The sequence below is a fragment of the Affinundibacterium amnicola genome, from assembly GCF_014284275.1.
Lineage (GTDB): Bacteria > Pseudomonadota > Gammaproteobacteria > Burkholderiales > Burkholderiaceae_D > Undibacterium > Undibacterium amnicola.
Genome location: NZ_JACOFU010000010.1, coordinates 115,167 through 140,324, shown reverse-complemented (window position 1 = coordinate 140,324; position 25,158 = coordinate 115,167). Strand labels below are relative to the sequence as shown.

The following is a 25,158-nucleotide window of genomic DNA, read 5'->3' as shown; positions in this document are numbered from 1 at the left end:
TATGAAAATCGCATTTCTTACCGACCCGTTGTCGCAATTTAAAATCTACAAGGATTCTACCTACGCGATGATGGTTGAGGCCGTCGCCCGTGGTCATCAGATCTATGCATTTGAACCAGCCGATTTGGCGCTCATCTCGGGTTCTGTAGTCGCGTCCGTGCAAGAGGTTCATTTAACGCAAGATGCGCAGAATTGGTATCGTTTAGGCGAGGTATGTGAAAGTAGCTTGGCGGAATTTGACGCAGTTTTGCAGCGCAAGGATCCACCATTCGATATGGAGTACATCTACGCCACCTATCTGCTGGACTTGGCAGAGCAGCAAGGTGCTTTGGTTTTGAATAAACCGTCGGCCATTCGGGATCATAATGAAAAATTGAGTATTGCCCAGTTTCCGCAATTTACGACTCCGACCTTAGTTACTCGTAATGAGCAAAAAATACGCGCTTTTTTTGCACAGCATCGCGACATTATTCTCAAGCCATTAGATGGCATGGGTGGTGCGGGAATTTTTCGGGTACGTGAAGACGGTATGAATTTGGGGGCGATTATCGAAACCTTGACCGACAATCAGGCCCGTACCATTATGGTACAGAAATATATCCCTGAGATTGTGCATGGAGATAAACGTATTTTGTTGATTGGTGGTGAGGTCGTTCCCTACGCGTTAGCACGAATTCCACAAAATGGTGAGGTGCGTGGTAATTTAGCGGCAGGTGGAGTCGGTGTGGCGCAACAATTGACTGCACGCGATCTCGAAATTGCACAGACATTGGCGCCAATACTGTTAGAACGCGGCTTGTTACTGGTAGGATTAGATGTGATTGGTCAGTTTCTGACGGAAGTGAATGTGACTAGTCCAACCTGTTTCCAAGAAATTACAGAACAAACCGGCATTAAAGTCGCCGCGATGTTTATTGATGCGCTTGAGAGACAAGTGATGGCAACTAATAGAAGAGTAGCCAAGCAATAAATGTTATTAAAGAATTGTGATTTAACTAGGAAGACGGCATGGTAGGTTTACTTTTATTGACGCATGCGCCTTTGGGAAGTGCATTCATTGAGGCGGCGTCACACGTATTTCGCAGTAAGCCAGAACGTCTTGAGGCGCTTGATGTGGTTGCAGATCAGAATGTAGATGATGTTCGTCGTTTAGCGCGTGAGGCGATCATGCGTTTGGATGATGGCTCTGGCGTATTGATCATGACAGATATTATTGGAGGTACACCATCTAATTGCTGCCCTCAAATGGGTGAAGCAAATCAAGTGGCGATTATTGCTGGGATTAGTTTGCCCATGCTGTTGCGTGCGATTACTTATCGACAGGATCAATTAGATGTCGTAGTTGAGATGGCGTTGGCGGGTGGCCAAAATGGCGCAACTAAGATTGAGAATCGTATTCGTATCGGGCAGAGTTGACGTACACAGAAGTAGTTTTTTTAATCAGGTTCGCACGACGTAAAGTGAATAAAAAATGATTCAACAAGAAATTGAAATTATTAATAAACTAGGCCTGCATGCACGTGCTTCCGCTAAATTGACCCAGCTAGGTGGAAAGTTTAAATGTGAAGTATGGCTGACGCGAAATAATCGTCGTGTTAATGGCAAGTCGATTATGGGTGTCATGATGCTGGCCGCTGGTAAAGGCACCAAAGTCTTATTAGAAACAAATGGTGAAGATGAACAAGCGTGCTTTGATGCGATTGCAGCGCTAATCAATGATCGCTTTGGCGAAAATGAATGAAGCCGTGATTGTGCATTTTATTTTGTTGAATCACCACACTACATAACGAGGTCACGTGGCATCCTTCACTTTACAAGGTATTCCTGTATCGCGCGGTATCACGATCGGCCGTGCGCATTTATTGCGCCCTGCCGCGATGGACGTCAAACATTATTTGGTCGCGCAGGAGCAAGTTGAAGCTGAAGTAGAACGTTTGCAACAAGCGATCGCAAAGGTGCAAATCGATTTGCAATCAATTTGGGCCGAGTTGCCAACAGATGCACCAACTGAATTGGGCGCTTTCTTAGACGTTCACGCTTTAATTTTGTCCGACCCCATGGTCTCGGAAGCCCCGCTCGATATTATTCGCAGTCGGCACTACAACGCTGAATGGGCATTGGTCACCCAAGTGGACGTTCTGTCCGCCCAATTTGATGAAATTGAAGATGCATATTTACGTGAGCGAAAAGCCGATATTCAACAGGTCGCAGAACGTGTTCTGAAAGTGTTGACAGGTAGTGCTTATCAGCTGCCGCGTGCCCTAGGGGTAGACGAGCAAAATGCCAACATGATTGTGGTGGCAAAAGACATTTCCCCAGCCGATATGATGCAATTTCGTGATGTCGCGTTTACTGGCTTTGTCACCGATGAGGGCGGTACCAATTCGCACACGGCGATTGTCTCGCGTAGTTTAGGTATCCCTGCTGTGGTTGGGTTAGGCAACGCCTCACATTTGATCATGCAAGATGATTGGTTGATCATTGATAGTGATGCAGGTGTTGTGATTGTGGCGCCTTCACCGTTGCTGATTGCGCAGTATAGAAATCAGCAAGCAGTTTTATTAAAAGAAAAGAAAAAACTAGGTAAGCTTAAAAAGACCCCAGCAATTAGTCTGGATGGAATTGAAATTACTTTGTTAGCGAATATCGAATTGCCTGAAGATGCCCAGGCAGCTTTGGATGCTGGCGCTAGTGGTGTTGGTTTATTTCGTTCTGAATTTCTATTTATGGGACGTACAGGCGCAGAACAACATCTGCCAACGGAAGAAGAGCAATTTCTTGCCTATAAACGGGCGGTTCAGACCATGAAAGGTAAGCCTGTTACCATTCGTACTTTGGATGTCGGTGCGGATAAACCTTTAGATCATCACGAACATAATATTTTAAATCCAGCCTTAGGTTTACGCGCCATCCGTTATTGCCTAAAAGAGCCACAGATTTTTTTGACACAGCTTAGGGCTATTTTGCGTGCATCCGCTTTTGGTACTGTGCATATTTTAATTCCCATGATTGCACATGCATTCGAGATCGACCAGTCCTTGTCCATGATCAGTCAGGCTAAGGAAGAATTGCGTAGTGAAGGGATTGCGTTTGATGAGCAGGTACAAGTTGGCGCCATGATTGAAATTCCTGCTGCCGCTTTGAGTTTGCCTATGTTTGTGAAAAAGCTCGATTTCTTATCAATAGGCACGAATGACTTGATTCAATATACCTTAGCAATTGATCGCGCTGATCATGAAGTCGCCCACCTTTACAATGATACACATCCAGCAATTCTGCAGCTCTTGCATATGACGGTAACTGCCGGGGAAAAGGCTGAAATTCCTGTGGCTATTTGCGGTGGAATGGCCGGTGATATTAAATTAACGCGCTTGTTAATTGGCATGGGTTTTCGAGAACTCTCGATGCCGGCAGCTTTGTTGCCTGAGATTAAACAAGAAATTCTTAGCACCGATATTTCAGAATTAGAGGCTAGCGTAAAGAAAATTCTTAGAACTTATGATCCTCAAACAATTCAAGAACTTCTGGTGGCCGTACGCGAACAAAATTTCGTCCATTAAGTTTTCGGATGTCATTGATTTGTAAAGAGAAAACTTTGTTGAGTGAGGTCTTACTTCGGTGTAAAATTACCTTGCGGAAATTTTTCTTTGCGAAGTGATTTCTTTTTACTCGGAAAAATGCAGTGGTTTTTTGCCACTAGATGACTTGCCAACAGGCAAAAATGGAGTATATTCTAACCAAGAAGTCGACTTGTCTTTTCCGACAAATTGGCATTTTTTGCGAGAATGAATTTTTTCCTCATTGCTTAATAAATATAAGACTCGAATTGATCGCTGATCTTCAAGACGGCATTAATATCGGAATTTTTAAACTTCCTTACTTGGTTGAATCGACATGAACTTAACTACAATGAAAGTGGGCAAACGCCTTGGGCTTGGATTTGCGCTAGTTTTGATTCTGCTGATCGCAGTGACAAGCTTGGGCATTTCCAGAATGGCGTTGATTCAGGATCGACTCGAAGACATTGTCAATGTGAGCAATGTAAAAAGCCGCTTGATCATTGATATGCGCGCTATCGTGTACGACCGTCAAGTGTCTTTACGTAATTTGACTTTGCTGACCGACATTGATGATATGTCCAAAGATCTTAAGCGGATCGACGAGCAAACAAAATCGTATAACGAGAAGGAAACCAAGCTTGCAGAGATGCTGAAAGACGACGCTACTTCTTCCCCAGAAGAGCGTACTTTATTGACGAAGCTGAAAGAGAAAGAAAAAGCAGCTGCACCTTTGCCAAATTTGGCGCGTGATTTGGGTATCGCTAATGATCCAGAAAGTGCAACGATTGGCTTGATCAAGAAAATTCGTCCGGTTCAAGATGATTGGTTTAAAACATTGGATGAGTTTGTTGATCTGGAAGACAAGAAAAATGCAGCTGTAGCAGAGGGTGCGAAGTCTGCATTTAGTAACGCCCGAAACGTTTTATTAATGCTCGGCGGCCTCGCCTTGGTTTTAGGCATTATTGCTGCGGTGTTTATCACACGCAGTTTGCTGAAGCAGTTAGGTGGTGAACCAGATTATGCAGCCGACATCGCTAGTCAAATTGCGGCAGGTGATTTGTCAGGTGTAATTGATACAGAAAAAGGTGATTCGGAAAGTTTGATCGCAGAAATGAAAACGATGCGTGATAGCTTAGTGAATATTGTAGGTCAGGTTCGTGTTGGTACCGATACGATTGCTACGGCATCACGTGAAATTGCTACGGGTAATTTAGATTTATCTTCTCGTACTGAACAGCAAGCAAGTTCCTTGGAAAAAACCACGGCTTCGATGAAAGAACTCACAACGACCGTTAAACAAAATGCCGACAATGCACGTGAGGCGAATAAATTGGCCGCATCAGCGTCTGACGTTGCTCGTCAAGGCGGCGTGGTGGTCGCTGAAGTGGTTGATACCATGAGCTCTATTAACGAATCCGCTAAGAAGATCGTTGATATTATTAGTGTGATTGATGGTATCGCTTTCCAAACCAATATTCTTGCATTGAATGCCGCGGTTGAGGCTGCACGTGCCGGTGAACAAGGCCGTGGTTTCGCTGTCGTGGCATCTGAAGTTCGTAGCTTGGCGCAACGTAGTGCTGCAGCGGCAAAAGAAATTAAAACATTGATCGGTGACTCGGTAGAGAAGGTTGAGATTGGTAGTAAGTTGGTCGGCCAAGCTGGTGCAACGATAGATGAAGTTGTTTCTAGTGTTCGCCACGTTACCGATATCATTGCTGAGATCAGTGCTGCTAGCCAAGAACAAAGTTCTGGAATCGAAGCGGTGAACTTAGCCATTATTGAGATGGACGGAATGACACAGCAAAATGCTGCCTTGGTTGAGGAAGCTGCCGCCGCCGCACAAAGTTTGCAGGATCAAGCAGGTGAATTGGCTAAGGTCGTTAGCATCTTTAAACTCAATGCCAATGAACAGAATGCATTTGCAAATCGCCCAGCTAGCCCACCACCAGCACGTCGTGTTGAGCCAGTCGCCGTGGCGAAAAAGCCTAATTCATCAATTAAATCTCTGCCTGCTGCTAAACCAGCACCTAAGTCGGCAACTAAGTCAGCACCTAAGCGAGATGCACCAGCGAAAGCGAACGATGATGATTGGGAAGAGTTTTAAATACTGAGTATAGTATCCAGTAGCACTAAGGTGATTTGATAACGGTTAATGCTTTGTTGATCAAAGGTGGACATATGCGAATCTTATCTGTACTTCTGAGTTTTTATGTTAGTTTGTTTTTGTATTCAAATGCTAGTGCTGCAGTCATTTCACCGGCTATGGATACCAAATCATGCGAATTACCCAAGTACCCCAAAGCATCACTGATTAACGAAGAAACTGGTACCGTCACGATGGCGTTTTTAATTGGAACTGATGGTAAGGTGATGGAGTCCAAGATTGACACGTCCAGCGGCTCCAAGAGTTTGGATAAAGCGGCTTTGAGTGCCTTTGCTCTATGTAAATTTAAAGCTGGGTCAAAAGATGGTAAGCTAGAGCAAATGTGGGTCAAGGTAGATTATGTTTGGAAGTTTTAATATTTCTAAATACCGACTTTTAATTAATTAATTTGAATGAGTTTGTCTATGAACGCTAAATTATCCCTGATTGCAATTGGTTTGTTGATGGCGATGTCCGGATTTAGCCATGCAGCAGATGTCGCGCCTGTTATGGATAGTAAATCATGTGATTCACCGAAATACCCTAAAGCCGCATTGATGAACGAAGAAACTGGAACTGTCACGATGGGTTTTTTGATTTCTCCAGACGGCAAGGTTGTTGAGTCCAAAGTTGAAAAATCTAGCGGCTCTAAAAGCTTAGATAAAGCCGCGTTGTCAGCACTAAGTTTGTGCAAATTCAAAGCTGGCACGAAAGATGGTAAAGCAGACCAGATGTGGGCAAAGATTGATTTCGTCTGGAAGCTTGAGTAGTGTAGTCGTGCTTGAGTTATACAAAACCCGTCCATCGCCGACGGGTTTTATTTTATCTAAAATGAGCAAACAAACGTTGAATATAGCGATTAGCGTGTTCAAGGCAGGCTGATTTGATTTTAGAATAGGGTGTCAACATGTATTTAACATTCACGAACGGTGTGTGGTCAGAGGGAAATGTCCCGGTGATGGGCGCGATGGATCATGGTGTTTGGCTAGGTTCGTCGGTTTTTGACGGCGCGCGAGCAATTCGTGGACACTTACCAGATTTGCGTTTGCATCTTGCTCGAGCGATCCGTTCGGCAGAATATTTAGGCCTAACTTGCCCTTATTCTCTGGAAGAATTAGAGAATCTCTGTCGCATTGGTGTCGGGAAGTTTCCTGAGGATGCTGAGTTGTATATTCGGCCTTTGATTTTTGGAACCGAAGGCTTACTAATTCCTAGTCAGTCTGGTTTTGCGCTGAGCTTGTTTGATGCCCCTTTGCCACCGTTCACGGGCTTCTCTGCATGCCTGGCTAGTCAGCAACGGCCAAGTCCCTTGATGGCACCGACTGATGCCAAGGCGTCCTGCCTCTATCCAAATACAACAAGGGCTTTGCTCGATGCAAAAAACCGTGGTTTTGAGAACGCCGTGGTATGTGATGCACAAGGATATGTTGCAGAATTTGCGACTGCAAATTTGTTTTTTGTGACTGCAGAAGGTCGCTTGGTAACGCCAATTCCAAATGGGACTTTCTTATCCGGGATCACACGTGCCAGGGTCATTGATTTACTCGCAACGCAAGGCGTTCAAGTGGAACAGCGATCTGTTCGAGTTGAAGAGCTCCTGACCGCTCGCGAAATTTTTAACACTGGCAATTTCGCTAAAGTGATGCCGTGCACGCGATTTGAATCGCATCAAATGCCAGTGGGTGAAATCGCCAGTTTAGCCCGACGTTTATATTTGGATTTTATGGCGACGAGCTGATACTCAGCTTTTCAATAAGCTACAACCCAATTATTGAGAGCAACAAGAATACTATCTGCTTGCGAGATAGTATTCGCAGTATCAATATTTATGAAAGTTGACCTGCAAATAACTGATCCAACTTAGCGGCCAAAGTTCTGGCGAGTTCTGCACTTTTTGCTTTTTCAACCGCTTCGAGATAAGGCTCTCTTAACTGTAGAAAATCATCCAGCGTTTCGGCACGCTCTACTTTTAGTTGCATGCCAAATCCGCGCAAACCTAAATTGCTTTTAACGGTTTCATTAAAAAAAGTACGGATCGCCATCAACCGTGCAGCGCTTTGTTCAGGCGTCAGTGCGATTGGATTCGCGATTACTGTTGGTTGGGCTACAGCTGCTTTCATCTCTGCTACTGGAGTCACGGCGGTGGTTTCGCCACTTTCTGTGCGTCGAACGATAAATCCTTCTGATTCTAAGGTGTCGAGATGTGCCTGTGACAGACCAAGTCCTTGTACACTTTTGAGTAATTCTTCAAGCGTATGCTTGCCATCCACGATCACAAGCAAGGGACGAAACTTTGCACTTAACTGATAAGTACGGTTGGTGATTTCTACTCGGCCCTTGTCGGTTTTATCGAAATAGATTTTGCTCATAGTTCGTCCTTAATTAAATTACGCGAGGCAATTGCTATGCGTTATGACTGCGAATAGTTTATATAGGAAGTCGGACGCATGCTCATAGTATCGAACATTTTATATAATTTGTATTTTTATATAAAAAAAAGCATTGTTGGGGCGCAAAAAAAGCCCGATCATTTCTGATCGAGCTTTCATTTACTTCATTGCGACAATTTGCAATGTTTGTGATTTAGTCGTTGGCATAGATATCAACGTCTTTTGTTTCTTTAACAAACAGCATACCAATGACAAAAGTTGCGGCAGCGACAATGATCGGATACCACAAGCCATTGTACATATTGCCAGTTTGAGCAACGATCGCAACGCCTGTTGCTGGTAACAATCCACCGAACCAGCCATTACCAATGTGGTATGGCAGAGACATCGAGGTGTAGCGGATACGTGTAGGGAACATCTCTACCAGCATCGCTGCGATTGGACCATAAACCATGGTTACGTAGATCACCAAAATAGACAAGATCAAAATGATCATCGGTTTATTCACACCCGCTGGATCTGCTTTAGCTGGATAGCCTGCAGTGCGCAACGCGTCAGTGACAGATTTTTTGAATGCAGCATCTTTTGCTTTTGCATCTGCAGCTTCTAAACCAGTCGAACTATAGGATTGAATAACCGTTGTACCAATCGCGATCGTTGCTGGGCCTTGTCCTTCTACAGTTTCGTAGCTGGCAGAGTTGGCAGCCAAAACTTGCTTTGCAATATCGCATGAACTTGTGAATTTCTTCGTGCCTGTTGGATTAAACTGGAACGAACATTCGGTCGGATCAGCAGTTACTACAATCTTGTTTGCCGCTTGTGCTGCCGCAAGTGCTGGGTTAGCCGCTTCGGTCAATGCTTTAAACAGAGGGAAGTAAGTCAATGCAGCAATTAAGCAGCCCGCCATAATGATAGGCTTACGACCAATCTTGTCAGACAACGCACCGAAGATAACGAAGAACGGTGTGCCGATAATCAAAGACGCTGCGATCATCAAATTCGCAGTCGCGTTGTCAACCTTGAGTGTATTGGTCAGGAAGAACAATGCATAGAATTGGCCTGTGTACCAAACAACCGCTTGACCTGCTGTTAAACCAACTAAGGCCAGAATAACGATCTTCAAGTTACTCCATTTACCAAATGATTCAGTCAACGGTGCTTTTGATACCTTGCCTTCTGATTTCATTTTTGCGAATGCTGGAGATTCATTCATCGACATACGAATCCAGACCGAGATAATCAACAATAATGCTGATACCCAGAATGGAATACGCCAGCCCCAGTCGGCAAATTGCTCTTCACCCACGGCTGTTCTCGCACCTAAGATCACTAACAAGGATAAGAACAGTCCAAGCGTGGCCGTGGTCTGAATCCACGAAGTAAAGAATCCGCGCTTATTGGCAGGAGAATGCTCAGCAACATAAGTTGCAGCACCACCGTATTCGCCACCTAAAGCCAGACCTTGCAACATACGAAGAATAATTAACAAAATCGGTGCTGCAATACCGATCATTTCATATCCCGGCAGACAGCCTACGATAAAAGTAGAGCCACCCATGAGCACGATGGTGACTAGGAATGTATATTTACGGCCGATCATGTCGCCTAAACGACCAAACACTAACGCACCGAAAGGACGAACGATAAATCCAGCGGCAAAAGCCAGCAAAGAGAAGATCATTTGTGAGTTTGGATCAAGCGCGGTAAAGAATTTTTTACCAATGACGGCGGCTAGCGTACCGTAAAGATAAAAGTCATACCATTCAAAAACTGTTCCTAGTGACGAGGCGAAAATGACTTTTCGCTCTTCTTTTGTCATACCTTCTGATGCAATGGCTGGGTTACCCATGTAGTGTCTCCTCTTGCGGTTGTTGTAATGTTACTAAGTTGTCGTGCTATAAATCCTCATATATTTATCTGATCGCCTAATAAACTATCAATTTTGCAGGGAAATGACAATCAATATTTTCCCTAATTTGTGAAAAAACATTACATAATTTGTTGACGTTGTAGTTGAACAAATTATGCTTGCTTTTGGGCATATAATATATTTCAAATAATCAAGGTCGCGCTAGTAGAAAATATACCCATGAAATTAGGGGAAATAGACGCGATTTCCCAAATATTGATATAAATCAATAAAAATAATCTGATGATGCCAACGGAAACAACTCAACAACGCTGTGATCTCTTAATAGTTGGTGGAGGCGTCAATGGAGCCGGCATTGCACGTGATGCCGCTGGGCGTGGTTTATCTGTCATCTTGTGCGAGAAAGATGATTTGGCATCACACACCTCGTCCGCATCATCCAAGTTGATCCATGGTGGCTTGCGCTATCTTGAGCATTACGAATTTTCCTTGGTCCGTAAGGCTTTGATAGAACGTGAGAATTTGATGCGGATCGCACCGAATTTGATCGCCCCAATTCGTTTCGTCATGCCCCATGTTAAGGGTTTGCGACCATATTACTTACTGCGTGCCGGTCTTTTTCTCTATGATCATTTAGCACGTCGTGAATTATTACCCGCGACGAAAAGTATTCGTTTTTCTGAACATGAGAGTGGTGTGTGCTTGCAAAGCCACCTGCAACGCGGTTTTGAATATGCGGATGGCTGGGTTGATGATGCCCGACTAGTGGTGCTCAATGCGCTTGACGCGAAGGAGCGTGGTGCGCAGATTTTGACCCATACCATTTGCGACAAAATTCAGCCCTGTCAGGGGCGTTGGAAGGCACAGCTGAGCCAATTTATTGGTACGGATCGGGCGCAAACCTTGGAAATTGACGCCGGAATGATTGTTAATGCGACGGGTGCATGGGCAGCACAGTTCCAGTCGCAGCTCGATGTCATTGGTTCGCGTAAGAAGCTGCGATTGATTAAGGGCAGCCACATCATCGTTAAACGTCTTTTCACGCACCAACACGCCTATCTTTTTCAACATCCTGATGGCCGGATTGTATTCGCGATTCCCTATGAATCTGAATTCACATTAATTGGAACGACAGATTTTGAATATCAGGGCGATTTGAATCACCTGACAATTTCCGCGCAAGAAGTTGAATATTTATGCGAGCTTTGTAATCACTATTTTCAACAGCAAATATCGGCTGCGGACGTAGTACATAGCTATTCTGGCGTCAGGCCACTAGTGGATGATGGTCGTACCGATGCTCAATCGATCACGCGTGATTATCGTTTAGAGTTTTTGCAAGATCCAGCACCTGCTTTGCACGTATTTGGTGGAAAAATCACAACGTATCGGCGGCTCGCTGAAGAGGCAGTGAATCAGATTGCTGCACATTTAAATTGTCAGGCCTTGGCATGGACTAAGAATGCTTGCCTGCCAGGCGGAGATATTGTTTCTGCATTGCCCTCTAATCAGAATGTCTTTGGCTTTAGCCAATTTGTTGATCAGTGTCGCCAACAATATCATTGCTTACCCGCAGAACTTGTCAACAGGATGGCGCGTGCCTATGGAACACGGATTCACCGTGTTTTGGCTGACTGCAAAGATGTCGCTTCAATGGGGGAGCAAGTCGTACCTGGTTTGTATGCATGTGAGCTAGCCTATTTACTTGACACAGAGTTTGCTCACAGTGCGCAAGATATCTTGTGGCGCCGAACTAAGCTTGGTTTGCACCTGCCAGTTACCGCGGTAGAAATCGTGGATGCCTGGATCAAACGCCGGCAAGCTTGACCTATGATGGCGCCAAACCCGTCGTAAAACGACATACTGAACCTGTTTTGAACAGAGTTCTGTGTTTAGTCATGCACAAAGTTTTATACATGAGACTAAACAGTCAATCCGCACGCACTTTTTAACCCAGAATTTCCATGGGGATTTGAGACGATGGTGGATGCACTTTTCGAGGGAGTTTTTACGTGAATGAGGCGCAAATAACTAGCTACTTGCAACGAAGAACGAAAAAAATGACCGAAAATGCGCCGCCAGCGCTCAAATAGCGTCGACGACGCGCCTAATGGAAAATCTGGGTTGATTGCCCGTATTTTCGTTTATCGCTCAAATTTACCCTTTATTCCCATAGATTTGCAATGCATCGCGATCTGATATCGCCTTAAATGAGTTCACTTTATAGTCTTGTCATCGATTGATAGAAATGACTTCGAACCAGGTAGATAGGGAGAACAAAGTGAACAAGACCGAATACATGAATACGCTGCAACAAGAATTGCAAGGCTTGCCTGAGGGCGTGCAAACAGAGACGATTAGTCATTACGAAAAATTGTTTGCAGATGGATTGGCTGCAGGTAAAACAGAAGCTGAATTGATTGAAAAGTTACCAAACCCACGTTTGGTCGCGGCACAAAAGCGTGCAAATGTCAGATTCCAAAATTTAAAGAGTGATTTTAGAATCGGCAATATTTTCGTCTTATTCATTGCCATGCTTGGTGTGGTGGTCTTCAACTTCTTTATGTTGATTCCGGCATTTGTATATGGTGCATTTTTATTCGCTGCTTATATAAGTTCTTTGGCCATTTACGCTGCTGGTATTTTGACTTTTGCGGCAAGTATTTCCGGCGTTCCGCAGATGGAATTTAAGCTGCCTCATCACCAACATCGTGCGCATGTTCATCAATCCGATAATCAGTACCAACATCGTTCAGGCGTCTTGACTGTCAATCTCAGCGAGTCTGGTTTGACTGTCGACAAAGGAGTGCATAGGATGAATACGGATGATCTGGAAAATAGTTTGGAATTGACACGCATAGAAAGGCACGCAAGCACGTTGACGATCAAAAATAAGATGCAGACCAAACATATATTTTTAGGATTTGGCTTGCTCTTGATTGGTACTGTCTTGCTGTTACTGTGTATTTGGATGACACGTTGGACTGTGATTGGATTCGGGAAGTATTTAATGTGGAATCTGCGACTTGTCCGTTCCGCAGTTCGATCAGAAAGTTAAAACCTGATTTGAATAGACACCATGGCGTTGAATGTTGTCTTAATTCAGCACGATGATACGAATTGGAGTTGACGCCTTAGATGGTTAATGACGTATGAATGGAGAATGAGATGAAAGCATTATTGAAAATGGGCGCTGTGTTAATGGTTTTTGGTTTGGTCTTGAGTGCTGTCAGCACGATGGTGATTCGAGCGCATGCGGTTCCTGATGTCGTTGCAAAGACCACTCAGGGCACAGAAAGTCCGGCAACTACTCCCGCAAAGTAATACCAGTTAGTTCAGTGAGCGTAAATGAGCCCAGATGACAAGTCTGGGCTTTTTCATGGGTAAAATCGATTTGTCGCTTGAGCTTGGTGCTTTCAGTTTCGAAATTTCTATGTGGTTGCGGTTAATTGTGCACAGTTGCCACACACAAACATCGACTTTTGGTCGTCCTAATTGCACTTGCGTGCGTTCTGCGATAATCTTTGAGCGTTTGCACATTTTCATCTATTCAATTTGCCATGGAAATTGTGCTATTGATTGTTTACCCTGACTGATCTGGATTTATGACTATTTCCCAAAGTAAAAGCTTACTTGTAATGTTGTTTTTGTCTTGCTTCATTTCTGGGGCACAAGCACAACAAAATTCCATGCAATTTATGAGCGCAGCGAATGCCAAAGTGGCGAAAGCTTCCGCTTTAAAGTCGAAATGGGATGGCCCAACTTCCGGGCCGCAATTGCAGAAGGATAAAAAAATTGTTTTTATCGCGCATGATTTGAGTGATGCAGGAACCTTTGGTGTCTTTACGGGGATGCGAGAAGCAGTTGCTGGAACTGGCTGGCAGGTCTTGCCCTTAGATTGCCGTGGGCAATGTAACTTAGGTGCTGGAGTAGTCAAGCAAGCATTAGAGATGAAACCGCAAGGTATCGTCTTGGCGGGGGTTGATGCCGCCAGTCAAACTAAAGGCTTGACGGCTGCGGCGGAGGCGAAAGTGCCAGTGGTTGGATGGCACGCTAGTTTTAAGTCGGGAGCCGTACCAGGATTGTTCACGAACGTCACCACTGACCCAAAAGAGGCCGCCCAGATCGCCGCTTTGTTCGGTGCGGCGGAGGCCAGCAATAAAGCAGGTATTGTTGTTTTTACCGATACCTCAACACCTTTTATGGCCACCAAATCAGGTGCGATTGTTGAGGCTTTACGTCAATGCGAAGCTTGCCGTATCTTGAGTACAGAGGACTTACCTTTAACTGAGTCGCGTAAAAAGTTTCCGGCGACAATTGATGGACTGGTCAAACGTCATGGTACGAAATGGACACATGTGATTGCGGTCAACGATGTTTACTTCGATATGATGGATAAACCAGAGATTGAGAAAGTAATTGCTGGCAATAATTTACGTGGTATTTCTGCCGGTGACGGGTCGCCAACGGCATTTAAGCGCATCCGTAAAGGTGATTTACAAATTGGTAGTGTGCCTGAACCGCTGTTTTTACATGGCTGGCAATTGGTCGATGAATTGAATCGTGCGATGTCGAAAGTGGCTCCAAGCGGTTACAATGCGCCTTTGCACTTAGTGACATTGCAAAACATTACCTATGATGGTGGGCCAAAAGACGTGTTTGATCCATCAAACGACTTCCGTGCGAAATACCTCTCCTATTGGGGAAAGTAAGCAACTAAGCGTGTTACCAAAAAGGGCGAATGATTCGCCCTTTTTTATTTGAGATTTTAAGAAATGAATAAAGCTGAAGCGATACAAATTGCCAACGAATCACTACGAGGGAATGCTCTGCATGAGGGAAATACACAGTTCTCTCAATTGGTTCGTTACGTGAGCGATGAGGGGTGGTGGTTAAATATACCGCTTGCTAATTTTCGCAAAGAAAATCATTTTTTGTTGTGTAGCGAAAAAGCCAAAATAATTCGACACATCATGCTCAAGCCAAATTGTATCTTGAGTCCCGCAACCAAATTCCGAGTGAAAGATGGTGTTGCTGATGTGTTTATTTCTGCTGCGAACCCGAGAAAATTAGTCGATGTTTTGCAAGGTGGGACGAAATACAGTTTCAATAAACATCTGATTGATGAGCATCGTTTCTAATTTCTCCTATCAGACTTGTTTTGTCTGAAAGCCTCGATTGCCTTGCAAACCACCGGTATGAATCGCCAGCACGCGCTCACCTTGTTTGAATTGTCCAGACAAACATAATTGACGCAAGGCATAGAACATCTTGCCCGTGTAGATTGGTTCGATGGGAATCTGGGTTTCTTCGACAAATTGCGTACAAAACTGGCGCAACTCGGAAGAGCTCTTGGCGAAACCACCATGGGTATAGTCGTGCAAAATATTAAAATTCTCAAAAGCGGGATAGGTCGCCTCGAGTAACATTTTTGTCACATCAGATCTTATGTATTCGGCGTTCTGAACAGCGACAATGCCGATGACGCGTCCGCGATTTTGCATTCCCGCGACGATGCCTGCGAGGGTGGTGCCAGTTCCGCAGGCAACGACGACACTTTCTGGAATCCACGGCAATTCTTCGATTAGCTCTGCCACGCCTCGAACGGCAGCGACACTACTGCCTCCTTCCGGCAGCCATAAATACTGCGCAGGATCTGAATCTATCCACTGTTGCCATTGCGTTGGATGTTCACGCAATCCTCGATAGCCGGATCGAGATACAAAATGCAATTGCATGCCCCAGTCACGGCAGTCTTGTAAAGTTGCGCTTACGGTTTGCTCTGAATCTGTTAAGCCACGGACTAATCCTATGGTGTTAAATCCCATAGCATGGCCGGCATAGGCCAGTGCATGTAAGTGATTTGACCAAGCGCCACCCATCGAGATCAAAGTTCGACCTTCTGGCAGCGTCGTTAATAATGGGTACTTTAATTTGCGGAATTTATTTCCTGAAACCTGTGGGTGCAATAGATCATCACGTTTAATCCACAATTCGATACCGGGGAAGAGTTGGCTGTGAATTGCTTGCAGCGGTGAGGAATACGACAGAAAATTCATACAGACTTGCTGAACGCCTTTAAAGTAGCTATTGTAAGCTCAATTATCCGATGGCTGCATTTCTATCATTAGCTTCTGATCAACCCTTTTTTGAGTGCGACCTGCATGCCAAGAAATACCAAACAAACGATCCCTTTCGCCCAGCAACAGTTGTTGGAGGCCATTGCGCAAATTAAAGAAGGTTATAGTCGTGACGATGTAGTGCCGAAGTTAGAGGCGGTGATGGCGCAGCTACAAACTTTGGTTACTCACGATCATTTGACTGGCGCATTGAACCGAAATACGCTCATCGAGCGTTTGGATGCGGAGCTGCAAAGATCACAAAGAACAGGGCATACCTTCACGGTAGCGATTATAGGAATTGATCGTTTGCTTGAGATTATGGAACTGCATGGTCAAGATGTCACGAAACGCATATTGCAGGTGCTGACGACTGAGGCTTCACAGGTGCTGCGTAGTCTTGATTCGTTTGGTCGCATCGGCGCAACTGAATTTGCGATTGTGATGCCAACGACTTGGTTAGATCAAAGTGGTAAGGCGATGGCACGTTTGAAGGATCGATTGCAAGCGTTTGATTGGCAGGAGGTCGCTCCTGATCTGCAGATTAGTTTCTGTACCGGTTTAACGGCAAACTCTCCTGGTGATAGTTCTGAACAAGTATTATCGCGTGCCGATCAGGCTTTGCGGCAAGCGCGCCAGCAAGGGGTGAATTCGATTGTGCAAATTGAGGCCGATTTGCCAGACTTTACCGCAGAGTGAGATGACTACTTCGAGAAGCGCATTGCGCTTATTCTGGTAACCACGACAGTCGGGCTCAACATCGCATCAAGCCCAGTGCATTTGCTGAACTTATTTCGCCTCAACGCGGTCAGACATCCTCAGTCATACTTTTGCCGCCCTTATTTTCTATTCTGAGAGGTTCTTCGATGAGATTTCGCGTCCCTAGCTATTTGTTTGCCGCCTTATTTTGCGGTGCGGTAGGCATACAATTGTTTGCCTTGCCAAGCGCCGTTGCTGCCAATGCCAGTCACTCAGTTGTCGTTGATGAAAAAGACAGTCCGGCACAAAGAGCCGAATATATACGCAAGAACTACACAAAATATGAGTACCGAATCCCCGCTCGGGACGGTAAATTATTGTTCACTTCAGTCTATGTACCAAACGATGCAAGTGCCAATAAACGTTATCCGATTTTGTTGGTGCGTACGCCTTACGCCGTCGCACCTTATGGCACAGATAAATATAAAGCGCGCCTGGGGCCAACATTTGACTATGAAAAAGAAGGATTTATTTTCGCTTTCCAAGATGTACGTGGAAAGAATATGTCAGAAGGTGAGTTCGTTAACATGCGTCCGCACATTAGTAAAAAAATGGGCAAAAATGATGTCGATGAAAGCAGCGACACTTATGACAGTATTGATTGGATGATCAAAAATTTGCCCGCGAATAATGGTAAGGTTGGACAATGGGGCATTTCATATCCTGGTTTTTACACTTCAGCAGGGGCAATTGACTCACATCCAGCGTTAAAGGCAGCGTCGCCCCAAGCGCCGATTGCTGATTGGTTCCGCGGCGATGATATGCATAGAAATGGTGCATTTAATGTGCAATTGGCGTTCAGTTTCTTCAGCGGCTTCGGTAAGCCACGGCCCGTTCCTACCGATGTGAATAGTGATCGCGGATTTGATTGGGGCGTGCCCGATGCGTATCAATTTTTCTTGGAAATGGGTTCTCTGGCGAATGCCAACACCAAGTATTTCAAAGGGGCGATTCCGTTTTGGAATGAGCTGATGGAACATCCTAACTACGATAGCTATTGGCAAGCTAAGAACTTATTACCTCACCTGAAAAATATCAAAGCTGCGGTAATGACGGTTGGTGGTTGGTATGACACTGAAGATTTATATGGACCATTGCAAACGTATAAGGCTATAGAAAAAAACAATCCAGGTATCAACAATACGCTGGTGATAGGTCCGTGGGTTCATGGCGGTTGGACTAGTACCACTGGCGAAAAAATTGGTGATGCGAATTTTGGTTTTAAAACTTCTTACAGTTACCAGCCGATTGAATTCGCTTTCTTTAAACATCATCTGAAAGGTGGTGACAAACCAGCTTTGCCCGAGGCTTGGATTTTTGAAACTGGTGCAAACCGCTGGCGTAGTTTTGATAGTTGGCCGCCAGCGAATACCCAGACCAAATCACTCTATTTTCAAGCGGACGGCAAGCTTGGTTTTAGTATGCCGCAAGATACCGCGCTGAGCTTTGATGAATATGTTAGTGATCCGGCGAAGCCAGTGCCATATACCACCGAGATCGGTAATCGCTGGAGTAACCAATACGTGGCAATGGATCAGCGTTTTGCGAGTAGTCGTCCTGATGTGCTGACTTATCAAACCGAGGTGTTGGAACGTGATGTCACTTTTGCAGGCCCATTGGAAGCCGCCTTGTTTGTCAGTACAACAGGTAGTGATGCGGATTTTGTGGTGAAATTGATAGATGTGAATCCAAACAAAATGGATAGCGCAGTGGGGGAGCCTAATCGTGGCGCACAGCAGACTTTAGTGCGCGGTGAACCTTTCCGAGCGCGTTTCCGCGATAGCCTAGAACAGCCCAAAGCGATGCAGCCAAACGAAGTGCATTCGGTCAAATTTGCAATCAATGATGTGATGCATACGTTTAAGCGAGGTCACCGCATCATGATACAAGTGCAATCCTCGTGGTTCCCATTCATTGATCGTAACCCACAGAAATATGTGGAGAATATTTATCAGGCTAAGGACAGTGATTTTATAAAAGCCAATCATCGACTGTATCGAGGCGCAGGCAAATTAAGTCGTTTACAGGTTCAAATCTTGCCAGCCTTAGATGAAAGTCTCAACGCCAAATAATTGTTTGATTGGACTTACGCAAACCGCTAATGCCACAGGCCTTGGCCTTCACTAGGCCTCAATAAGCTATTGGACTTGTTGAGGTTCGAGATGAAGTCCGAGGTCAGCTCCAAGCTCGTCTTGCTTGGGCACTCTTTTCGTCGGCAAGCCCGGCGGGAACAATTTTACGTAAGTCCTCATTTATTTGTGTAGGAAAAAACCCGCAATTGATTATTAATTTGCGGGTTTTTTTTCGTCGATCACCCGCCTGATTAGATAAACTCGTTATGATTAGGGCTATACGCAAAATGATGATCAGTTGTGTTGTGTAAGATTTATTCCATTTTAAAAAGTGATTTACTTGTGACCAATAAAGCGTATCAATTATGTGAGGCATTACGCATCCGCATTGATGACCTACGTTTGGGCATGTTTATTACAGAACTAGATCGTCCATGGACGCAAACCCCATTCATGCTGCAAGGATTTTTGCTGAGCGATGCCTTAGATCTCACAACCTTGCAAGGTTTGGTCAAAGAATTGGTGATCGATCCTCGCCGCAGCAATGAACACGCATTAGTGCATTTGCCTTTTGATCTCTTGCATGAAATGAAGCCGCATGAGCAGTTACATGCGAATGCTAGGAATGCCTTAGGACATCGTGTCGAGATCGACGCACAGCAAGGTCAATTAGATAGAGTGGTTGGATGGTTGCATAGAAAATTCACCAAATCGGATTACGCAGTAGCACGTCGTCTGCGTCACCACCAGCAAGCACATCAACATAAGAAGACGCTGCATCATCGCAAAGTGATCGCTCATCCACCTGTTGAATTTGCCCAGATTGAACCAGACGATCATACCGATGAAACTCCGGCGCATGCATTGGCGCGTACGCATACAGGTGTGACCAAACAATTTGCAGCGATGATGCAGGGAATGGAACCGCGTGATGCCAGCCTTGCTGACTTAAATTGGTGGGAGCGCTGGTTGCGTTGGAGTCAGTATGGCCGACACTTGCATCGTTCTTTATGGACACGTCCAAAACATCACAAGCATCGATTGCATCGCCCTGAGTATATTCCCGAAGAAATCCATCTGGTGCATTATCGAGACCAAGTGAGTATGACCGAGGAATTGATCCGTGCGCGTGAGGTGGTGGAAAAAGCGGATGGCTTGATCAACAAGTTGCACCAAGATTTAAAGAATATGCAGTCACTAGAGCTGAAAGAAGTTCTGCCGACAGTGCAAATCTTGGCCGACAGTGTGATTTCAAATCCCTCCGCGATGATGTGGTTATTGCGCATGCGTTCCGAGAATATGAATGTAGTTTCTCACGCATTGAAGGTATCCGTTTACATGCTGACCTTAGGGCGGCATATCGGCTTTTCCAAACAACAGTTAGTCGAGTTGGGGTTTATTGGTTTGTTGTTGGATATCGGAAAATTAGAAATGCCGGAAGCTTTACTTGCGAAGCCAAGTAGATTATCGCCGGATGAAGCCACCATTATTCAAACCCATGTCGATGCCAGCATTTCTTTATTGGAAGCGCAAGAACCATTAAGTCCAAATGTGAAAATGGGAATTAATCAGCATCACGAACGTATGGATGGCAGTGGCTACCCACGTGGTTTGGTGGGGGCGGAAATCAGTATTTTTGGACGTATGGCGGCGATCGCCGATAGCTTTGCCGCGATGACATCGGCGCGACCTTACGGTGAAACTCGTTCGTCTTTTGAGGCAATGAAAGAATTGTTTCGCATGGCTGAAGGCCAATTACACGCGCCTTTGGTCGAAGAATTTGTGCAAGCGATCGGCATATTTCCGGTGGGAAGCTTGATTCAATTAACCACTGGTGAAATAGCGATTGTGTTGGAACACAATAAGGTACGCAGACTTGATCCTAAAGTATTAATTTTGACGCGGGCGGATAAGAGCTTGTTAGAGAAACCCTTGATGTTTGATTTGATGCGACAGGATTTGGTTGGCGATGCTGAACGCATCAGCATATTACGGGGTTTGCCTGATGGGGCTTATGGATTAGTGTGTCATGACTTTTATCGTGCTTGAAGAAAGAACCAATAAACCATGACACTCAGACAAAAGCACGCATTGATCGATCATCTTGATGAGTTCATGTCGATGTTAGATACCGAGATTCAGAATCTCGACGAACATCATATGGTGGCCGTATTGGTGTTGTCCTTACAGCGTAGTGATCGCTTGCAAGCTTTGTTAAGTCCGCAGTATGCTCAGATAGTACAAGAACACTTTTACGATCACTTAAACCCTAGCTTGCGCGTCAAAGATCGCTTTGTTTTTGCGACTGAAAATGAATGCTGGTTTATCTTACCGCATTTATCTTCGGAAGCTTTGGCCGTGCTAGCTGGCCACCGTCTATTAAATGCCTTAAGTGCACCATTGAAGATTGAGTCGCAGACGATATTCTTCCATCCCAGTATTGGTATTGCTTGCGCACCTTTGCATGCGCAGTCTGCGGTAGAAGTGTTACGTGTCGCAGATTTAGCATTGAAGAATGCGCAATCAAATAATTTGCGAATCGAATTAGCAAGTGCCAAGCGTGATCAACGACATAGCCCAGATGATTTGCCGCGCGCGATTAAGCAAGTTTTGGATGAAAATGCTTTAGAGGTGCGTTATCAACCAAAAGTTGATTTGCGTTCTAAGAGTATTAAGTCGGTCGAGGCACTGGTGCGTTGGCCCACTGAACATGCGCAAAGCGTAACAACGAATTTATTGATTGATACGGCAGAGCAATTTGGCTTGATTGAGCAATTAACGATCCAGGTTTTCAATAAGGTTTTGCAAGAAGCCGCAGACTGGGAAAAGCAGGGTTTGCATGTGGTGGTCTGGATTAATTTATCGGCACGACTGTTAGCGCTAGAGCAGTTGCCCAAAGTCTTGGAGCGGCTTTTGCAGGTCTGGAATCTCCCAGCTTCCGCGATTGGTTTAGAGGTGACGGAAAGTGCATTTATTCATGACATTGAACATACCACCGCCTTATTATTTGAGTTGAAGAATTTGGGATTTCGTTTATCCATCGATGACTTCGGCACAGGTTATTCGTCGCTTGCCTATTTGCGCCGTTTTCCGATAGATGAATTGAAAATCGACCGCGTCTTTGTGCAGGGCATGTTCAGTTCGCAACAAGATAAACAAATCGTACAAAGTATCATCGGCTTGGCGCACAATTTTGGATTGTCTGTCGTCGCCGAAGGTGTTGAGCATGAATCTACATTAAACGCTTTGCGATTAATGGGCTGCGATGAAATTCAAGGTTTTTATTTTGCTCAGGCGATGCCAGGCAAAGATTTAATCAGTTGGTGTGAAGAGTTTCATCGTCACAGTATGGAACGCCTGTAGTTATTTTTTCTCAAAGTATGGATAGCAGAAGCACATGATGACGAATGATTCTTTGACTGTTGATAAGCCACGTTTGCGTATTGGATTGATCGCTAATCGTGCCCACCAAGATGCGCCAGATTCCGCACTGGTAAAGCTATTTCAACGGGCCGCGAAATCGATCCAAGCGCTGGAGATTGAATGGGTGGTGGTGGGACGCACCTTGGATGCCATTCAGGCGCACGGTTTGCTCGAACAATGTAGCCCACATGTGCGCTTTCCCTATGGTCGTGATGGCGGATTGATGAAGTTGGTTGCGCATGTGGTGAATAGCGATCCGCATAATTCGATTGATGCAGTTATTTATCTGATTGATCCGGTTGATCACTCATCGATTTTCCCCGAGGCATTAGCGCTCAAGCGTCAATGTGTGATTCATCGCAAACCTTTTTTATCCACCTTGGCAGCGGCTTGTGAGTGGTTGGAACTGGAAGCGCTCGCCATCGGTAGCCGTACCCATTTTACTGACACGCTTGGTTTGGATTTGCAGCAGGAGAGCATTGCTTTGATCGCCCATGATGCATTGAAACCTAATATGCTGCAGATCGCAGAAAAGCATTTTGCATTATTGGATCAATTCGCGCATCGTTACGCGACCGGTACAACTGGATCATTATTGAATCAACTAGCGCAAAAGCGTAAAGGTGAAGAGACTGGCCGCCATTGGGTGCAGCCATTTTTATCAGGCCCCATGGGTGGCGATGCGCAAATTGCGGAATTGGTGCTGGAAAGAAAAATACGCCGCATTGTTTTTCTGGAAGACCCGCATGTTGCGCGCCAGCACGAAGCCGATATTCAGTTATTGGAACGTGCGGCCAGAACGGTGACAGACTTCGCTTTGGTGGTCAGCGATGGCGAGGGAAGTGATCGCTGGTTGCGGTTGTTGAGCGAACGATTATCTTGATTGTGGCAAATGGTACATAGTTATTTCGATATTGATTCGGTACAATGTCAATTTGCTTCAACTCGCTGCTTTGCTTGGGATTGTGAAGATCACAAGACGCAGCCCATGTATCTCGAAAGAAATTAAATTATGACACGCCGCTATTCCGACATGAATCAACACGACGCATTGTATAAAGTTGCCCGCGCTTATCCAGGTGGTTTGGATGCATTGGCGGCACGTATGCAGATGTCGGTGAATGTTTTACGGAATAAATTAGCGCCGGGTATTGAAACGCATTACCCTTCTTTTGAAGAAACCTCGGTGATTATTAGTCTTTGCCATGAAGCTGGTGTAAAAGATGCCTTATTGCCTTTGCATGCGATGTTGGCGCGACACGGTATGGCAGGTTTTATTGTGCCAGAGCCTCAGGAATTTACCGACGATGATTTATCGCAAACGGTTTGCCGTGTCATGAGTCAAGTGGGGAATGCAGCAGAAGCGGTTTCAGAAGCCATGATGGATAGAGTGATTACCAGCATGGAAGCCGACTTGATTGAACGTGAATTTCAGGCCGCATTGGCCGCGATTGGTGAATGGCGCGCACGAATCCGGCAACATCACAAAACAAACTAAACTAGAGGCCGCTGGGCTTTTTCGCTGATGGAGCAGCAGATACTGCTCCTGTCTTTTTCGTGATTGTGTTGCTCTCTGCAGTCACGCCTCCATGATGATGTCATCGCTCTTCTTTAGACAATGTCAGACCTACACATAACCCCCGTCGCTTCACAGCCGCGCTCATTTGCGGATCTGTTTTGGTCATTCACTATCTTAGCTTTGCAAGGATTTGGTGGGGTGGTGGCGATCGTGCAGCGTGAGTTGGTTGATAAAAAACGTTGGATGACACGTGAAGAATTTGTGGAAGAATGGGCCGTCGCGCAAGTGATGCCCGGACCGAATGTGGTGAATCTGGCGATGATCATCGGTAACCGTTTCTTTGGTTTGGCCGGCGCCATGAGCGCTTTAGCGGGCATGTTGTGCTTCCCTTTAATGTTGTTATTGCTAGTGGTGCTTTTGTACGCGCAAATTGCGCAGCACCCTGGCGTAGCGGGTGCGCTACGCGGTATGAGTGCGGTCGCGGCAGGTATGATCATCGCCGCAGGCTTGCGCTTATTGCCCGCATTAAAAACGCATCCATTAGGCGCAGTGTTCGCAGCATTGATTGCATGCTTGAGTTTTATCGCAATTGCTATTTTTCGTGTCCCCTTAGCCTATGTGCTACTGCCGCTAGGAACGCTTTCTATGGGCATGGTGTATCGCCGGCTGAAACAAATTGCGGAGCGTCAATCGTGAGCGTGATGTCAGCGATTCCCCTGATTAGTATGGATTGGCTAGATTGGCTGAATTTCTTTTTGCATTTTATGCTGCTGTCATTGTTGTCAGTTGGTGGTGCCGTTTCGACTCTGCCCGACATGCATCGTTATCTGGTCGATCAACAACATTGGATGAGTGATGCGCAATTTAATGCTTCAGTTGCCTTAGCGCAGGCGGCGCCTGGCCCGAATGTTTTATTTGTTGCCTTGATGGGCTGGCATGTAGGCGCAAACACAGGGAGTTTATGGGCAGCTTTATTGGGGGTGTTAATTGCAATGGTCGGCATTATTTTGCCAAGTGCAACACTCACTTTTACCTTTGCTAATTGGAGTCATAAAAATCGCGATTTGATTCTCGTTCGCAGTTTTAAATTGGGAATGGCGCCAATTGTGATTGGCCTATTGATTGCGACCGGATGGATTATGGCAAGCGCTTCGCACGACACAGCACGGCAGTGGGCGATGTATCTGCTCGCTGCTGTGTCCGCGATCTTAGTTTGGCGTACACAAATTCATTTATTGTGGCTATTGGGCGCTGGTGCTTTATTGGGTTGGTTGGGCTTCATTTAAAGCTTGGATCTACAAAC

Annotated in this window: 24 protein-coding genes; 21 read left to right on the top strand and 3 right to left on the bottom strand. The window is 45.4% G+C overall.

Features of this window, described 5'->3' with window-relative positions:
- The first annotated feature begins 1 nt into the window (after position 1).
- The 8 genes from gshB to H8K33_RS18540 all read left to right on the top strand — a co-directional run bounded on the left by gshB (position 2) and on the right by H8K33_RS18540 (position 7,441).
- Positions 2-970: a glutathione synthase gene (gene gshB, locus H8K33_RS18575; RefSeq protein WP_186892559.1), complete on the top strand. Its 969-nt coding sequence runs from the start codon at positions 2-4 to the stop codon at positions 968-970.
- A 38-nt stretch (positions 971-1,008) separates the two neighbouring features.
- The gene (locus tag H8K33_RS18570; RefSeq protein ID WP_186892558.1) at positions 1,009-1,416 is read left to right on the top strand and encodes a PTS sugar transporter subunit IIA; all 408 of its coding nucleotides are present in this window, start codon (positions 1,009-1,011) and stop codon (positions 1,414-1,416) included.
- 55 nt (positions 1,417-1,471) lie between these two features.
- On the top strand, positions 1,472-1,741 hold the full coding sequence (locus H8K33_RS18565) for an HPr family phosphocarrier protein (RefSeq protein ID WP_186892557.1): 270 nt from the start codon (positions 1,472-1,474) through the stop codon (positions 1,739-1,741).
- 55 nt (positions 1,742-1,796) lie between these two features.
- Positions 1,797-3,560, top strand: coding sequence for a phosphoenolpyruvate--protein phosphotransferase (gene ptsP / locus H8K33_RS18560; protein ID WP_186892556.1), 1,764 nt, complete (start codon positions 1,797-1,799; stop codon positions 3,558-3,560).
- A 334-nt stretch (positions 3,561-3,894) separates the two neighbouring features.
- Positions 3,895-5,664 (top strand): methyl-accepting chemotaxis protein, encoded by a 1,770-nt coding sequence (locus H8K33_RS18555; RefSeq protein ID WP_246443729.1) that lies wholly within the window; start codon positions 3,895-3,897, stop codon positions 5,662-5,664.
- Between the two features lie 74 nt (positions 5,665-5,738).
- Complete coding sequence (locus H8K33_RS18550) at positions 5,739-6,080, top strand: energy transducer TonB (RefSeq protein ID WP_186892555.1); 342 nt, start codon at positions 5,739-5,741, stop codon at positions 6,078-6,080.
- 48 nt (positions 6,081-6,128) lie between these two features.
- On the top strand, positions 6,129-6,473 hold the full coding sequence (locus tag H8K33_RS18545) for an energy transducer TonB (protein WP_186892554.1): 345 nt from the start codon (positions 6,129-6,131) through the stop codon (positions 6,471-6,473).
- Between the two features lie 137 nt (positions 6,474-6,610).
- Positions 6,611-7,441: a branched-chain amino acid aminotransferase gene (locus tag H8K33_RS18540; RefSeq protein ID WP_186892553.1), complete on the top strand. Its 831-nt coding sequence runs from the start codon at positions 6,611-6,613 to the stop codon at positions 7,439-7,441.
- 88 nt (positions 7,442-7,529) lie between these two features.
- Here H8K33_RS18540 and H8K33_RS18535 read toward each other — a convergent pair whose 3' ends face one another.
- Both H8K33_RS18535 and H8K33_RS18530 read right to left on the bottom strand, forming a co-directional pair.
- Complete coding sequence (locus tag H8K33_RS18535; RefSeq protein WP_186892552.1) at positions 7,530-8,072, bottom strand: hypothetical protein; 543 nt, start codon at positions 8,070-8,072, stop codon at positions 7,530-7,532.
- Positions 8,073-8,286: 214 nt separating this feature from the next.
- Positions 8,287-9,942, bottom strand: coding sequence for an MFS transporter (locus H8K33_RS18530; protein WP_246443727.1), 1,656 nt, complete (start codon positions 9,940-9,942; stop codon positions 8,287-8,289).
- Between the two features lie 303 nt (positions 9,943-10,245).
- Here H8K33_RS18530 and glpD point away from each other — a divergent pair, with 303 nt between their 5' ends.
- The 5 genes from glpD (at position 10,246) to H8K33_RS18505 (ending at position 15,104) form a co-directional block, all read left to right on the top strand.
- Entirely contained in the window at positions 10,246-11,790 is a 1,545-nt protein-coding gene (gene glpD, locus H8K33_RS18525) for a glycerol-3-phosphate dehydrogenase (RefSeq protein ID WP_425507815.1), read from the top strand.
- 454 nt (positions 11,791-12,244) lie between these two features.
- Complete coding sequence (locus H8K33_RS18520) at positions 12,245-13,021, top strand: HAAS signaling domain-containing protein (protein ID WP_186892550.1); 777 nt, start codon at positions 12,245-12,247, stop codon at positions 13,019-13,021.
- A gap of 110 nt (positions 13,022-13,131) precedes the next feature.
- The gene (locus H8K33_RS18515; protein WP_186892549.1) at positions 13,132-13,287 is read left to right on the top strand and encodes a hypothetical protein; all 156 of its coding nucleotides are present in this window, start codon (positions 13,132-13,134) and stop codon (positions 13,285-13,287) included.
- A gap of 281 nt (positions 13,288-13,568) precedes the next feature.
- Positions 13,569-14,675 (top strand): substrate-binding domain-containing protein, encoded by a 1,107-nt coding sequence (locus tag H8K33_RS18510; RefSeq protein WP_186892548.1) that lies wholly within the window; start codon positions 13,569-13,571, stop codon positions 14,673-14,675.
- A gap of 63 nt (positions 14,676-14,738) precedes the next feature.
- Positions 14,739-15,104 (top strand): hypothetical protein, encoded by a 366-nt coding sequence (locus H8K33_RS18505; RefSeq protein ID WP_186892547.1) that lies wholly within the window; start codon positions 14,739-14,741, stop codon positions 15,102-15,104.
- Between the two features lie 9 nt (positions 15,105-15,113).
- Here the strand turns inward: H8K33_RS18505 and H8K33_RS18500 are convergent, their stop codons facing one another.
- Positions 15,114-16,022, bottom strand: a complete 909-nt coding sequence (locus tag H8K33_RS18500) for a 1-aminocyclopropane-1-carboxylate deaminase/D-cysteine desulfhydrase (protein ID WP_186892546.1) — start codon at positions 16,020-16,022, stop codon at positions 15,114-15,116.
- 105 nt (positions 16,023-16,127) lie between these two features.
- Between H8K33_RS18500 and H8K33_RS18495 the strand changes: the two genes are divergently transcribed.
- From H8K33_RS18495 to H8K33_RS18460, 8 genes are all read left to right on the top strand, one after another.
- Positions 16,128-16,781, top strand: a complete 654-nt coding sequence (locus tag H8K33_RS18495) for a GGDEF domain-containing protein (RefSeq protein WP_186892545.1) — start codon at positions 16,128-16,130, stop codon at positions 16,779-16,781.
- 167 nt (positions 16,782-16,948) lie between these two features.
- A complete protein-coding gene (locus H8K33_RS18490; RefSeq protein WP_186892544.1) occupies positions 16,949-18,913 on the top strand; it encodes a CocE/NonD family hydrolase in 1,965 nt (654 codons plus the stop codon).
- 342 nt (positions 18,914-19,255) lie between these two features.
- Positions 19,256-20,962: an HD domain-containing phosphohydrolase gene (locus H8K33_RS18485; RefSeq protein ID WP_186892543.1), complete on the top strand. Its 1,707-nt coding sequence runs from the start codon at positions 19,256-19,258 to the stop codon at positions 20,960-20,962.
- A gap of 18 nt (positions 20,963-20,980) precedes the next feature.
- Positions 20,981-22,276 carry a bifunctional diguanylate cyclase/phosphodiesterase gene (locus H8K33_RS18480; RefSeq protein WP_186892542.1) on the top strand — a complete coding sequence of 432 codons (1,296 nt, stop codon included), beginning with the start codon at positions 20,981-20,983 and terminating at the stop codon, positions 22,274-22,276.
- 34 nt (positions 22,277-22,310) lie between these two features.
- A complete protein-coding gene (locus H8K33_RS18475; RefSeq protein ID WP_246443724.1) occupies positions 22,311-23,219 on the top strand; it encodes a methylglyoxal synthase in 909 nt (302 codons plus the stop codon).
- Positions 23,220-23,348: 129 nt separating this feature from the next.
- Positions 23,349-23,834, top strand: coding sequence for a phage regulatory CII family protein (locus H8K33_RS18470; protein ID WP_186892541.1), 486 nt, complete (start codon positions 23,349-23,351; stop codon positions 23,832-23,834).
- A 120-nt stretch (positions 23,835-23,954) separates the two neighbouring features.
- Positions 23,955-24,551 (top strand): chromate transporter, encoded by a 597-nt coding sequence (locus H8K33_RS18465; protein ID WP_186892540.1) that lies wholly within the window; start codon positions 23,955-23,957, stop codon positions 24,549-24,551.
- Positions 24,552-24,556: 5 nt separating this feature from the next.
- Positions 24,557-25,141 carry a chromate transporter gene (locus H8K33_RS18460; RefSeq protein ID WP_186892575.1) on the top strand — a complete coding sequence of 195 codons (585 nt, stop codon included), beginning with the start codon at positions 24,557-24,559 and terminating at the stop codon, positions 25,139-25,141.
- The last annotated feature ends 17 nt before the right edge of the window (positions 25,142-25,158 follow it).

Coding starts and splice junctions, on each gene's coding strand:
- H8K33_RS18515 (WP_186892549.1), top strand. CDS start 13,132: ATGAAAGCATTATTGAAAATGGGCGCTGTGTTAATGGTTTTTGGTTTG.
- H8K33_RS18510 (WP_186892548.1), top strand. CDS start 13,569: ATGACTATTTCCCAAAGTAAAAGCTTACTTGTAATGTTGTTTTTGTCT.
- H8K33_RS18565 (WP_186892557.1), top strand. CDS start 1,472: ATGATTCAACAAGAAATTGAAATTATTAATAAACTAGGCCTGCATGCA.
- H8K33_RS18505 (WP_186892547.1), top strand. CDS start 14,739: ATGAATAAAGCTGAAGCGATACAAATTGCCAACGAATCACTACGAGGG.
- H8K33_RS18460 (WP_186892575.1), top strand. CDS start 24,557: ATGTCAGCGATTCCCCTGATTAGTATGGATTGGCTAGATTGGCTGAAT.
- H8K33_RS18550 (WP_186892555.1), top strand. CDS start 5,739: ATGCGAATCTTATCTGTACTTCTGAGTTTTTATGTTAGTTTGTTTTTG.
- glpD (WP_425507815.1), top strand. CDS start 10,246: ATGATGCCAACGGAAACAACTCAACAACGCTGTGATCTCTTAATAGTT.
- H8K33_RS18480 (WP_186892542.1), top strand. CDS start 20,981: ATGACACTCAGACAAAAGCACGCATTGATCGATCATCTTGATGAGTTC.
- H8K33_RS18545 (WP_186892554.1), top strand. CDS start 6,129: ATGAACGCTAAATTATCCCTGATTGCAATTGGTTTGTTGATGGCGATG.
- H8K33_RS18530 (WP_246443727.1), bottom strand. CDS start 9,942: ATGGGTAACCCAGCCATTGCATCAGAAGGTATGACAAAAGAAGAGCGA.
- H8K33_RS18500 (WP_186892546.1), bottom strand. CDS start 16,022: ATGAATTTTCTGTCGTATTCCTCACCGCTGCAAGCAATTCACAGCCAA.
- H8K33_RS18570 (WP_186892558.1), top strand. CDS start 1,009: ATGGTAGGTTTACTTTTATTGACGCATGCGCCTTTGGGAAGTGCATTC.
- H8K33_RS18535 (WP_186892552.1), bottom strand. CDS start 8,072: ATGAGCAAAATCTATTTCGATAAAACCGACAAGGGCCGAGTAGAAATC.
- H8K33_RS18495 (WP_186892545.1), top strand. CDS start 16,128: ATGCCAAGAAATACCAAACAAACGATCCCTTTCGCCCAGCAACAGTTG.
- H8K33_RS18540 (WP_186892553.1), top strand. CDS start 6,611: ATGTATTTAACATTCACGAACGGTGTGTGGTCAGAGGGAAATGTCCCG.
- gshB (WP_186892559.1), top strand. CDS start 2: ATGAAAATCGCATTTCTTACCGACCCGTTGTCGCAATTTAAAATCTAC.
- H8K33_RS18490 (WP_186892544.1), top strand. CDS start 16,949: ATGAGATTTCGCGTCCCTAGCTATTTGTTTGCCGCCTTATTTTGCGGT.
- H8K33_RS18555 (WP_246443729.1), top strand. CDS start 3,895: ATGAACTTAACTACAATGAAAGTGGGCAAACGCCTTGGGCTTGGATTT.
- H8K33_RS18470 (WP_186892541.1), top strand. CDS start 23,349: ATGACACGCCGCTATTCCGACATGAATCAACACGACGCATTGTATAAA.
- H8K33_RS18475 (WP_246443724.1), top strand. CDS start 22,311: ATGATGACGAATGATTCTTTGACTGTTGATAAGCCACGTTTGCGTATT.
- H8K33_RS18465 (WP_186892540.1), top strand. CDS start 23,955: ATGTCAGACCTACACATAACCCCCGTCGCTTCACAGCCGCGCTCATTT.